A 12018-nucleotide genomic window follows, 5' to 3' on the forward strand; every position below is an offset into this window, starting at 1 on the left:
TTGCTACAGAGCCCTCAATGTTTCAACGAGTAGTAGATCTTTTCTGCCAGTGCTTGCGAAATACCCGGCACTTTTGCAATTTCTTCAATGCTCGCATTGAGTAATCCTTGCAATCCGCCCATATACTTCAACAGCATCTGGCGACGTTTCGGACCCACACCATCAATGGTTTCAAGTGTACTGGTGTTCTTCACTTTTGCCCGTTTTTTACGGTGTCCGCTGATCGCGTGATCGTGGGACTCATCACGAATGTGCTGAATCACGTGCAACGCAGGGGAATCCGGCGGCAAACTGAATCCCTCACCTTCTGGCTCGAAGAACAAGGTTTCCAGCCCCGCTTTACGATCTGCCCCTTTTGCGACACCTAACAGCAACGGGTGCTCTTTGTCCCAGGTCACGTCCAGCGATTCAAAAACAGCTTTCGCCTGACCAAGCTGCCCTTTGCCGCCGTCAATCAGGATCACATCCGGGATCTTACTCTCTTCTATCGCTTTGCCATAACGACGACGCAGCACCTGATTCATGGCCGCGTAATCATCGCCTGGCGTGATGCCGGTGATGTTATAGCGCCGATACTCCGCGCGTAGCGGGCCGTTGGCATCAAACACCACACAGGATGCCACCGTCTGTTCACCCATCGTATGGCTGATGTCAAAACACTCCATACGCTTCACTTCAGGTAATTTCAGAAGCGTTGCCAGAGCGGTCAAACGCTGGCTGACCGTCGACTGCTGCGAAAGTTTGGTGGTCAATGCCGTGGCGGCATTAGTTCGCGCCAGCTTGAGATAACGCGCGCGATCGCCGCGCGGTTTGGTCTGGACATTGACGCGCCGCCCCGCCAGCTCAGAAAGTGAATCGGCCAGCAGGGTTTTATCATCAAGATTGAAATCGAGCAGGATCTCAGAAGGCAGCGTGCGCATCTGGCTGCCCTGGAGATAGAACTGTCCCACAAAAGTTTCAACAACCTCACCTAGCTCGGTACCACCTGGCACTTTCGGGAAATAGCTACGGCTACCGAGCACTTTGCCCTGGCGAATAAACAGCACGTGGACACACGCCAGCCCGGCATCAAAGGCAACGCCGATGACATCAAGATCGTCACCCGTATTAGAAACAAACTGCTTCTCGGTCACCCTGCGCACGGCCTGGATCTGATCGCGAATGCGCGCCGCTTCTTCAAACTCCAGCGCGCTACTGGCTTTTTCCATGCGGGCAATCAGCTGCGTCAGCACCTGATCGTCTTTTCCGGCTAAAAACAGGCGCACATACTCCACCTGCTGAGCATACTCTTCTTCCGTCACCAGGCCGGCAACGCATGGTCCCAGACAACGCCCAATCTGGTATTGCAGGCAGGGACGTGAGCGGTTGCGATAAACGCTGTTCTCGCATTGACGAACCGGGAAGATTTTTTGCAGCAGTGCCAGGGTTTCACGCACGGCGTACCCGTTCGGGAACGGGCCAAAATATTCACCCTTCGCATGTTTTGCGCCACGGTGCATGGCCAGGCGTGGATGGGTATCACCGCTGAGAAAAATAAAAGGGTATGACTTGTCATCACGCAACAACACGTTGTAGCGCGGCTGATAAAGCTTGATGTAGTTATGTTCGAGCAGCAGCGCTTCTGTCTCAGTGTGGGTCACGGTGACATCAATGCTGTTGATAAGCGCGACCAGGGCTTCGGTCTTACGGGAAGCAAGATTGCTGCGAAAATAGCTGGAGAGGCGCTTTTTAAGATCTTTCGCCTTCCCTACATAGATAACCGTACCGCCAGCGTCATACATCCGATAAACGCCTGGCTGGCTGGTAACGGTTTTCAGAAATGCTTTTGAATCGAACACATCACTCACTGGCTGGTTAAGGTTTCCGCATTACACAGACCATGGCGAATCGCCAGGTGAGTCAGTTCGACATCGCCGTGAATGTTCAGTTTACTGAACATACGATAGCGGTAGCTGTTCACCGTTTTCGGACTGAGATTCAGCTGCTCTGAAATCTCATTCACTTTCTGGCCTTTGGTGATCATCAGCATAATCTGCAATTCGCGCTCAGACAAACTGGCGAATGGCGATTCTGTTTTGTCAGGTTCAATCTGGCTCAACGCCATTTGTTGAGCGATGTCCGACGCGATATAGCGCTGACCGGCAAACACTGAACGGATAGCATTAACCACTTCCTGCGGGGCAGCGCCCTTGCTGAGATACCCGGCAGCACCTGCCTGCATCACTTTGGCGGGCAGTGGGTTTTCGGTATGCACTGTCAGCATGATGACTTTTGTATCAATGAAGGTACGGGCGATTTTACGTGTGGCTTCCAGCCCGCCAATGCCGGGCATGTTCATATCCATCAACACGACGTCCGCCGAGTTAGTGCGACACCATTTAACAGCATCTTCACCACAGCAGACTTCACCGGCAACTTTGATACCTTTTATATCTTCAAGAATGCGTCGTATCCCTGCGCGCACCAGTTCGTGGTCATCAACAAGAAGGACGTTGATCAAAGGAAATGTCTCCAGAATAGGGATAACGCTACTGACTGCTAATTTGGTTTATATTAACGGTTTTCCTCTCAAGATTAAAACGTTAAAAAACCGGCTATTCGATTTTGCTCTCGTTTTTGGAAATTAGCCTGTACACCTGGTGGAAAGAAACGCAGCGGCGCCAGGGCTTTTGAGGCTATTTTTAAGCATCTGTATTCAAAAGGTTACAAAACAACCCTAAAAAAACCTAAGAAAAAACAGAACTCAAATTTTTGTAACAATAATTAACGGTGGCAGTACCGACGTTAAACAATTAATTGCAGATAAACTGGCGTACAGATTACCTCCGTTTGTTGTTTACGCGAATAAACAAAAAGCGTAAAAGTACGAAAAACAACCACTGCATTTTTTGACACGGCTTGTGGTATACTCCGCGGCCTTAACTTTCATCGTCGCGCTCAAGCGCTGTTTTATAATGAGGAAAATAAATGAGCACACCTGAATTCGCCACTGCGGAGAATAACCAAGAACTGGCACAGGAAGTATCCTGCCTGAAATCGCTGCTGACGCTGATGCTGCAGGCAATGGGTCAGGCTGACGCCGGTCGTGTGATCATTAAGATGGAAAAACAAATCGCGCAAATGGAAGACCAGGCTGAATCAGCGGTATTTGCCAATACGGTTAAGCAAATTAAACAAGCTTACCGCCAGTAAAAAAAAACGGCTGGATGCGTTGCATTCAGCCGTTGTCCTCGTCTGCCACGCAGAACGTCTTTTGCTTCAGATAAGCCCCGTCGCCGCCGCATAGCAGGCAATCTGCGTTTTGTTGGGTGCGTTGAATTTCTTCTGCATATTCTTCTGATGGAAGTTAACCGTATTCTCTGAGATTGAGAGAATGATTGCTATTTCTGCTGAGGTTTTTCCTTCCGCCGTCCACTTCAGAATTTCCCGCTCACGTTTGCTGAATTTCATTTCAGGCGGCATTACCGTCTCGTGTTCAAATCGCAGTAAAGACGTTAAGGCCATTTGCACCAGCATTTGTAAGCGCAACTCTATTTCTTCGCCGTCGAAGGTATTCTCCACCAGGCTAGTACGCGATACGGAAAGGAAACCCAGCGCATGATTGGGTAACATCAGGCACTGCGTTATTCCTTTGCGTAAGCCGTGGTCACGCGCTCCGTCCCATAATGCCTGAGCGTCAGTGAATAATTCATCAGTCCAGGGTAAATGCCCCTGAACAAAATTCTCAGGTCTCAGCACCGGGTCGATGGCGAAATAATTCTCTGACTGATATTGCGCTAACCACTGTGCGGGGTAAGTGGTATGCACAGAAATCTTAGGGCGTGTAAATGGTACTGGATGACGAACGCAGAGAGCGAAATAATCAAATTCCAGTTGCTGAGTTTGTCTCTGAAGTTCGAGATAAACCTCGTCGGCGGTTGTCATTTCCTGAAACCGGAGAAAGCATTCCCGACGCCATGTGAAAAAGTCTGTTTCCTTCATACTGACTGAATGAAGCCTCTGATAAAGATAATCATTATTATGGTGAATATAAACTAACACATAAAACTTATTTAGATATACAAAATATCGGCTATATGACTATTAACTTCAGTTTTAATACGGTTAATCCGAAGTGTGCGGAATAAAAAAACAATACGAAAGGGCTCAGGGGAGAATAATTTGCTCCAGGGGAAAAATCTGGAGCAAATTAGTGCATAAATGCTACTGCATAAGGAATTTTTCGAGGAACTGGCGGGTACGCGGCTGTTGTGGGTTAGCAAATAAGCTTTTTGCCGGCCCCTGCTCTACAATTCGCCCCTGATCCATGAATATCGCCCGGTCGGCGACATCTCTGGCGAAGCTCATCTCGTGCGTCACAATCACCATTGTGCGTTTCTCCTGCGCCAGCTGGCGGATAGTGTTCAACACCTCCCCCACCAGCTCAGGATCAAGCGCAGAGGTGGGTTCATCGAACAGGATCACGTCAGGACGCATAGCCAGTGCGCGGGCAATGGCCACACGCTGCTGTTGGCCGCCAGACAAACGCCGTGGGTAGCTGGTCTCTTTACCGGCAAGCCCCACTTTCGTCAGCAGCTCGCGGGCCCGGGCGGTGGCTTCGTCTTTAGGCTCGCCTTTTACGATGACCGGCCCTTCAATAATGTTTTCCAGCACGGTCCGGTGCGGGAAAAGATTAAAGTTCTGAAAGACAAACCCGACATGCTGACGCAGACGGCGGATCAGCCCTTTCTGCTGGTTGATAGACTTCCCGGTGTCGATGGTGATATCACCCACGCGAATGGTTCCGCCTTCCGGTTGCTCCAGCAAATTAATACTGCGCAGCAGCGTGGTTTTCCCGGAGCCGCTTGGCCCGATAATCGCCACCACTTCTCCTTGCTCAACTTCAAGATCGATACCGTGCAGTACCGTCTGTCCGTGGAATTTTTTCACCAGGTTTTTGACGTCGATAGCACTCATTTCGGATCACGCTCCTGGCGGTTAAGCTGGTTTTCAAAATAGTTTTGCAGCGCAGACAGTACCGTCGCCATCACCCAGTAGATCAGCGAGGCCGCCAGATACATGGTGAAGACTTCGAGCGTACGCGAGGTAATAAGCTGCGCCTGGCGGAACAACTCTGGCACCTGAATCGTTGCCGCCAGCGAGGTGTCTTTCACCAGGCTGATAAAGCTGTTGCTGAGCGGCGGAAGCGCCACACGGGCTGCCTGCGGCAGAATTGCCCTGCGCAGCGTCTGCCATGGCGTCATACCGATACTGGCCGCCGCTTCCCACTGGCCCTTATCAATAGAGGAAATCGCCGCGCGCAGGGTTTCCGAGGTATAGGCCGCGGTATTCAGCGACAAGCCGATCATCGCCGCCGGGATCGGATCAAGCTCAATACCAAACTGCGGTAAACCGTAGTAGATCATAAAGAGCTGCGCGATAAGCGGTGTGCCACGAAAGACAGAGATATAACAACGCGCCAGCCAGCGTACCGGCAGCACCGGCGACATCCGCATCAATGCCAGCACAAACCCCAGCACCAGGCCAAAGAACATCCCGCCGATACTGAGCTGTAACGTAAATACCGCACCTTTTAGCAGGAACGGCAACGAATCAATAACCAGTTGAATACTTTCTTGCATTATTATTTTTCTACCTGATGTTTAGACATGAGGATGGTAGGCAAACAGCGCGGGTGCCCCGCCAGTGTGGACAAATAAAATCGGGCCTTCATCCTTAAAGCGTTTCTGCGCAATACCATCAATAAGCCCTGCCATCGCCTTGCCGGTATACACCGGGTCAAGCAGGATACCTTCCAGACGGGCCAGCAATTTTACTGCTTCCATGCCCTCTTCATTTGGTGTGCCATAGCCCGGGGCAAAGTAGTCATCCCAGAGAACAATATCGGCCTTCGCCTGAAGTTCAAGTTGCTCTGCCACCGCCTGCTGCAAGGTCACCACTTTCGGTTTCTGATCGGCAACGCTTCGGGAAACCGTCACGCCAATCAGCTCCGCCTCGGGCATCAGTTGCTCCAGACCTACTGCCAGCCCGGCGTGGGTCCCTGCGCTGCCAGAGGCGACCACCACCGAGGATAAATTAACTGCCCCTTCACACTGCTGAGCAATTTCCAGCGCGCTTTCCACATAGCCCAGCGCACCCAGCGCATTCGAGCCACCTACCGGAATAACATACGGACGAAATCCTTGCGCTTCCAGACGCGTGGCCAACTCATCAAGCTGTGCCGTCGGGTCGGTCAGAGCGTCACACATTTCGACCTGAGTATTAAACAAGTCCAGCAGCAGGCGGTTACCGTTGGTCAGGTAATTTTCTGCGCGCGTGCCAATCGGGTTTTCCAGCAGAGCCACACAGTGCAGGCCCAGCTTTGCCGCTACGGCTGCCGTCTGGCGTACATGGTTGGACTGAATCGCCCCGGCGGTCACCAGCGTATCTGCTCCTTCGCGCAACGCATCTGCGGCCAAAAACTCCAGCTTGCGCAGCTTATTGCCGCCCATCGCCATTGGCGTCACATCGTCACGTTTAATAAAAATATCGCGCCCTAAATAATCAGAAAATCGCGGTAAATACTCCAGCGGCGTGGGTGCGCCAATAAACTCGAGGCGTGGGAAGCGCGTTAAATTTTGCAGTGACATGGATCCTCCGGTAACGCTGTCTTTATTAGATACTTTTTATTATGCACGCAGACGCGTAAGAAATAAAAAAGGCGCTTTTAAAAGCGCCTTTTTTTACAGCCAACGACTTACTTCGTGACGTCAGCCCCGAACCACTTCTCGGAGAGCGCCTTCAGGCTGCCATCTTTTTGCATGTCGGCGATGGCCGCATCAATGGCTTTCACCAGATCTTCGTTGCCTTTACGCACTGCAACACCAGACTCCTGACGAGAGAACGCATCACCCGCTACGGCCAGGGTGTTGTTGGTTTTCTTCACCAGATCCAGCGCTGCCAGACGGTCAACCAGAATGGCATCGATACGACCAACGCGGAGATCCTGGTATTTGGTTGGGTCATCATCATAGGTACGGATGTCAACACCCTGCACGTTCTGGCGCAACCACTCTTCGTAGTTAGTCCCCAGACCGACGCCCACTTTTTTGCCTTTCAGGTCAGCAGCGGTTTTGATGGTGCCTTCGTTGCCTTTCTTCACCAGCGCCTGAATACCGGACACGGTGTATGGCGTAGAGAAGTCATACTTCTTCTTACGCTCATCAGAAATGGTCACCTGGTTAATCACCACGTCGATACGTTTAGAATCCAGTGATGCCAGCATCCCGTCCCATTTGGTCGGTTTGAGCGAGGCTTTTACGCCAAGATGTTTCGCCAGCTCTTCGGCAAACTCCACTTCGAAACCGGTCAGTTTTCCGTCATCGCCCTGGAAGCTGAACGGAGGATAGGTTCCTTCCAGCCCAACCAGCAGCGTGCCGCGTTCTTTGACTTTATTCAGCAGATTTTCCGCCGCGAACGTTTTCACGCTCATGCCAGCGACCAGCGCAACAGCCATTACACCCATCAGCGCCTGACGACCCAGAAGTGCTAATTTCATAAGTACCCCGATATAGTGGAATTTTTGAGTAGTGTAGTGAATTCGCCTGCAACGTCAAAGGCGGCTGCGCTACATCTTATTCTTTTTTAATATATATCAGAAGTTGTCTCTGCGTGGACTTTCTGCTTCACCACACCCGGCATTTGTACCTTATATTGCGCGTACTTGCGCAGTGCAATACGGTAGTTGTTGGTGCTGGTTGCAGGCAACCACGGCTCCAGATTTTCATCCAGATAACCGGTTTTAAGCAGATCGCGAGAAATGTTATGCACGGTCAGATGCTGGCCAAGGCGACGCAGGCGAACCACATATTCGCGCACGGTGCCATGACTCATCTCCGTTTGTTCAAACAGGAATTGTTTGAAGCCGATAATGTCGAAGAAGTCGCTTTGCTCTTTGCAGTGTAAATCGCCACAGAAACGGCAAAGCGCCACCCACTCTTTTTGCTCTTCACACCATGCTGATTCATCCATCAATGTGTCGAGGCGAGAGATCGCAATTTTATTCACGATTTCGCCACGACGAACCAGCGTGATACGGTCGAGTAATTTATTACAGTGGGCGCAATGCGTCTGGCTGTGTTTAAAGTCTTTCAGGTAGCGGCTTAGAGGCCGTCTTTTTGATTGCTGCACCGTCATGATAACTCCTGGTTGTCAATACGTTGTGCGGCATTTTTCAGGTGAATCAATCACCTATAACTTACCCAGCTTAGTACGTAAGCGCTTAATGGCCTGGCTGTGCAACTGGCTGACCCGCGACTCACCCACTTCAAGAACAGCGCCAATCTCTTTGAGGTTGAGCTCTTCCTGGTAATAGAGGGTCAACACCAGTTGTTCACGTTCTGGTAAAGCTTCAATAGCTTCCATTACGCGATGGCGTAAATTACCTTCCATTAAATGGTGTAACGGGTTTTCTTGCTGGTGTTCATCTGTTACCAGCTCGATGCTATCGCCATGCTCTTCACGCCACTCATCATAAGAGAAGAGTTGGCTATTATTGGTATCGAGCAACATCTGACGATACTCTTCAACAGCAATGCCAAGACGTTCCGCCACTTCAGTTTCCGTTGCGTTGCGTCCCAGTTCCTGTTCCAGCTGCCCCATCGCATGTGCCACTTCGCGTGCGTTGCGGCGAACACTGCGCGGCACCCAGTCACGGCTGCGCAGCTCGTCCAGCATCGCACCACGAATACGCTGTACTGCGTAAGTAGTAAATGCCGTTCCTTGCAGAGCGTCGTATCGGTCAACTGCATTCAATAACCCGATACCGCCCGCCTGTAGCAGATCGTCCAGTTCCACGCTCGCCGGCAAACGCACCTGGAGGCGCAATGCTTCGTGACGCACCAGCGGAACATAACGCTGCCACAGCGAGTGTTTATCCATTACACCATCAGCGGTATAGAGTGAATTCACGATAAACAGCCCTGCGTTAGTTGAGTTATCGGCATGATTATCCGATTCTGGAGGGGTTTTAATTGGGTGAATAGTGGGTGAAATGAGGGGTTATTTAAACTGTTGTGGTCTGAACATCATTTCATACTGTATTTGGGAGCAACGGATCTTTTGATTACTTATGCTCATTCTACTTTATTCATCGCTAAATCAAGGCAGCGTCATCGACATTCTGCCTCTACGGCATCGTCTTTTGTCAATCGTATCGTAGCCAGGCCAAGGAATATCCATGAAAAAGAACGTTGTATTCATTCATCTTGAAAGTCTCAATCAGGCAATTTACAGCCACCGGCAGTGGTTTCCCTGCCTCAATAGCCTTGTTCCTCATTCATTACGACTGAATAATTTCATCTCATCGGCGACGTCTTCTTTCATGGCGGTAAGTGACTTGCTGCATGGCGATGATAATGTTCTTGAGCACAATGTGAATTTTGAAGTGGGATTGACGCCAAATCGTAAAGCACCCGCCATGTTTGACCAGCTTCGCCAGGCAGGATATCGCACCGCAGGATTAGGTTATCCCATCAACTGGGCTAACTTCGATGAGATCTGGAGTGAAAGCGATAAATTCAAATGGTTCTCAACGGCTAATGAAATGGTGCATAACGCGGAAAGTATCATTTCCGACCGCTCACAACCTTTCGCGCTCTATATCTGGAACCTCAGCAGCCACCTCTGCTATCAGGATAGCTATAAGTCCGCCGGTGAAAACAGTTTTGTTCGCTGGCAGCGCGGATACGAGAGTATGGATAGCACCGTCGGCGATATTCTGCGTTTGCTGATGAATTACAAACAGATGGAAAACACCGTTCTGGTGATTTTTGGCGATCACGGTGACGATTTCTGGAATCACGGCTTAAATGGTGGCTTTGCCCATGCGATTGAGCCTTATACATCGTTAGTCCACACGCCTGCCTTCATTTATAATAGCCACCATAAAGCTCGCGATATTAATCATCTTGTGAGCATGATTGATCTACAGAAAACGGTGTTCGACATGCTGGATATCCCTGTCATGACGGAAAAAACGCCGACAACCTGGTCCGCCCTCTCTGGCGAACGCAAGTATTGCTACAGCCGAAACCTCTTTGCCGCACAGTCGGGTGATTCACCTCATACCCCGCTCCGCAAGGGCTATTCCATCACGTCTGAGCTTTTTCATCTGCTGTATGTTAAGGGCGAGTACAAAATGTATGCCTGGCAAGCCGATAGCGCTAACCAGTTCAATCTGCTCGACTATATGAAAAACGTGAAGGGTAAAATGACGATCGACTATGAACGACTGGGCATTGGTCGCTCTGCCGGAGCCCACCCGCATATTCAGAACTTTTTATCTCCGGGCTGCGAGGAGATTATCATGACGGCGTACGAAGAGATGTCGAAACTGCTACAGGATTATATTGCCAGGAAAGACAGCCTGCTCTGAATGTATAAAACCCATCATAATGATGGGTTTTTTTCTAACGGGCCCGGGCAATTTCGATAATTTCTGTTGTCGATATTGACGGTGTACGAGGAAGATAAACCACGTCGCACCAGGGCTTTACCCAGTCAAATCGCCCTTCCCAGTCATTCCCCATGACCAGTAAGTCTGCATTTTTTTCCTGGATATAGCGGGCTTTATCCTCAAGCGACTCCTCAATAAAGACTTCATCAACGCAACGCATTGAACTGATTATTTTTATCCTGTCATCCTGAGAATAAAGCGGATAGCGCTGCTTTTTTTTATAACTCAGATTGTCAGAGGAGATCCCCACAATAAGGTACTCCCCCAACTGCGCGGCACGCTCAAGAATATTAATATGTCCGATATGAAAAACATCGTACGTACCAAAGGTGATAACTCGCTTCATCTATTTTACCTGCTCAAGCCGTTTTACAGAGCGGAGGCTCAATTGAAAACTGATGGCTTTCAATCTGCGCACGAATTAACCCAACAATTCTTTCAACCTCATCAAGCGTTAAGGTTGGAAAAACAGGCAGGCACAATACGCTCGCGGAAATACTTTCAGCGACCGGCATCATGCCAGGTTGCGCACTTGGCAATCCCCTGTACATTGGAAACTCAGAAATTAACGGATAGAAGTAACGCCGGGTGAAAATACCGTGCGGCTTCAGGCTTTCATAAAGTTCATCACGCGTGCACGGCGACGATGGTTCAACAAAAACAGGCGCATAAGCATAGTTCCACTCAATTCCAGTCGGCTTTTCAAGAAGGGTGATCCCCGGAATATCTGCGATGCTCTCACGATAATAATCATAGATAATTTTCCGTTTCTCTAAAGCCTCATCAATATGCTGAAGCTGTAGCATCCCAAAGGCTGCCTGAACTTCATTCATTTTGCCATTGATACCCGTGGCAACAACCGTGGTTTCATTTGCAAAACCAAAGTTTTTAAGATCGTCAATGCGCTTTTTCATCTTCGCGTCTTGACAGATAATTGCCCCGCCTTCAACGGTGTTGAAGACTTTAGTCGCATGGAAACTCAGCACCGAGAGATCCCCATGATTGAGGATACTTTCGCCCTGCTCTTTGACGCCAAAAGCATGTGCCGCATCGTAAATCACGCGTAAGTCATACATATCTGCAATGCGTTGGATCTCCTGTACATTGCAGGGGATTCCATAGCAATGGACTGGCAAAATCGCCGTCGTCTCTGGGGTGATCGCCGCTTCGATTTTTTTAGGATCCATGTTGCAGGTTACGGGATCAATATCAACAAAGACCGGCGTCAGCGAATTCCACAAGATCGTATGCGCCGTTGCCACAAATGAATAAGGTGTGGTGATGACCTCACCTTTTATTCTTAATGCCTGAAGCGCCGTAAGCAACGCCAGCGTACCGTTCGAGAACAACGATAAATGCTTCACCCCAAGATATTCAGCCAGTGCCTTTTCCAGCTGCTGATGAAAAGGCCCCGAGTTAGTGAGCTGTTTGCTTTGCCAGATTTGTTCAAGATACGGAATGAACTCTTCTAAAGGCGGCAACAACGGACTGGTGACAAAAATATTCTCACGCATGGTTAACTC

13 protein-coding genes are annotated in these 12018 nt (G+C 49.9%); 2 read left to right on the forward strand and 11 right to left on the reverse strand.

The annotated features are described in order from the left end of the window. Positions 1-14: 14 nt before the first annotated feature. Positions 15-1847, reverse strand: coding sequence for an excinuclease ABC subunit UvrC (gene uvrC / locus F3J30_RS03745; protein WP_166715944.1), 1833 nt, complete (start codon positions 1845-1847; stop codon positions 15-17). Continuing rightward, positions 1844-2500 carry a UvrY/SirA/GacA family response regulator transcription factor gene (gene uvrY / locus F3J30_RS03750; protein WP_014070750.1) on the reverse strand — a complete coding sequence of 219 codons (657 nt, stop codon included), beginning with the start codon at positions 2498-2500 and terminating at the stop codon, positions 1844-1846. Before uvrY ends, uvrC begins: the two co-directional genes overlap by 4 nt. A gap of 467 nt (positions 2501-2967) precedes the next feature. Here uvrY and F3J30_RS03755 point away from each other — a divergent pair, with 467 nt between their 5' ends. Beyond that, positions 2968-3192, forward strand: coding sequence for a DUF2594 family protein (locus F3J30_RS03755; RefSeq protein WP_014070751.1), 225 nt, complete (start codon positions 2968-2970; stop codon positions 3190-3192). Positions 3193-3258: 66 nt separating this feature from the next. On the opposite strand, the gene sdiA is transcribed toward F3J30_RS03755, so the two are convergent. The 7 genes from sdiA to F3J30_RS03790 form a co-directional block, all read right to left on the reverse strand. Then, positions 3259-3981 (reverse strand): transcriptional regulator SdiA, encoded by a 723-nt coding sequence (sdiA, locus tag F3J30_RS03760; protein ID WP_166715946.1) that lies wholly within the window; start codon positions 3979-3981, stop codon positions 3259-3261. Between the two features lie 222 nt (positions 3982-4203). Continuing rightward, a complete protein-coding gene (tcyN, locus tag F3J30_RS03765) occupies positions 4204-4956 on the reverse strand; it encodes an L-cystine ABC transporter ATP-binding protein TcyN (RefSeq protein WP_014070753.1) in 753 nt (250 codons plus the stop codon). After that, positions 4953-5621, reverse strand: coding sequence for a cystine ABC transporter permease (gene tcyL / locus F3J30_RS03770; protein WP_166715949.1), 669 nt, complete (start codon positions 5619-5621; stop codon positions 4953-4955). Before tcyL ends, tcyN begins: the two co-directional genes overlap by 4 nt. Positions 5622-5642: 21 nt before the next feature. After that, positions 5643-6629, reverse strand: coding sequence for a D-cysteine desulfhydrase (gene dcyD / locus F3J30_RS03775; RefSeq protein WP_166715951.1), 987 nt, complete (start codon positions 6627-6629; stop codon positions 5643-5645). 107 nt (positions 6630-6736) lie between these two features. Continuing rightward, on the reverse strand, positions 6737-7537 hold the full coding sequence (tcyJ, locus tag F3J30_RS03780) for a cystine ABC transporter substrate-binding protein (RefSeq protein ID WP_014884382.1): 801 nt from the start codon (positions 7535-7537) through the stop codon (positions 6737-6739). 86 nt (positions 7538-7623) lie between these two features. Next, the gene (gene fliZ, locus F3J30_RS03785) at positions 7624-8175 is read right to left on the reverse strand and encodes a flagella biosynthesis regulatory protein FliZ (protein ID WP_166715954.1); all 552 of its coding nucleotides are present in this window, start codon (positions 8173-8175) and stop codon (positions 7624-7626) included. A gap of 54 nt (positions 8176-8229) precedes the next feature. Continuing rightward, a complete protein-coding gene (locus F3J30_RS03790; protein WP_014070758.1) occupies positions 8230-8949 on the reverse strand; it encodes an RNA polymerase sigma factor FliA in 720 nt (239 codons plus the stop codon). A gap of 268 nt (positions 8950-9217) precedes the next feature. Here F3J30_RS03790 and F3J30_RS03795 point away from each other — a divergent pair, with 268 nt between their 5' ends. Continuing rightward, positions 9218-10414 carry a sulfatase-like hydrolase/transferase gene (locus F3J30_RS03795; protein WP_166715956.1) on the forward strand — a complete coding sequence of 399 codons (1197 nt, stop codon included), beginning with the start codon at positions 9218-9220 and terminating at the stop codon, positions 10412-10414. A gap of 34 nt (positions 10415-10448) precedes the next feature. Here F3J30_RS03795 and F3J30_RS03800 read toward each other — a convergent pair whose 3' ends face one another. Then, positions 10449-10841: an adenylyltransferase/cytidyltransferase family protein gene (locus tag F3J30_RS03800; protein WP_014070759.1), complete on the reverse strand. Its 393-nt coding sequence runs from the start codon at positions 10839-10841 to the stop codon at positions 10449-10451. Between the two features lie 13 nt (positions 10842-10854). Further along, positions 10855-12009, reverse strand: a complete 1155-nt coding sequence (locus tag F3J30_RS03805; protein WP_166715958.1) for a DegT/DnrJ/EryC1/StrS family aminotransferase — start codon at positions 12007-12009, stop codon at positions 10855-10857. Between the last annotated feature and the right edge of the window lie 9 nt (positions 12010-12018).

It is taken from the genome of Enterobacter sp. Tr-810, from assembly GCF_011752765.1.
In the GTDB taxonomy this organism is placed as follows: domain Bacteria; phylum Pseudomonadota; class Gammaproteobacteria; order Enterobacterales; family Enterobacteriaceae; genus Enterobacter; species Enterobacter soli.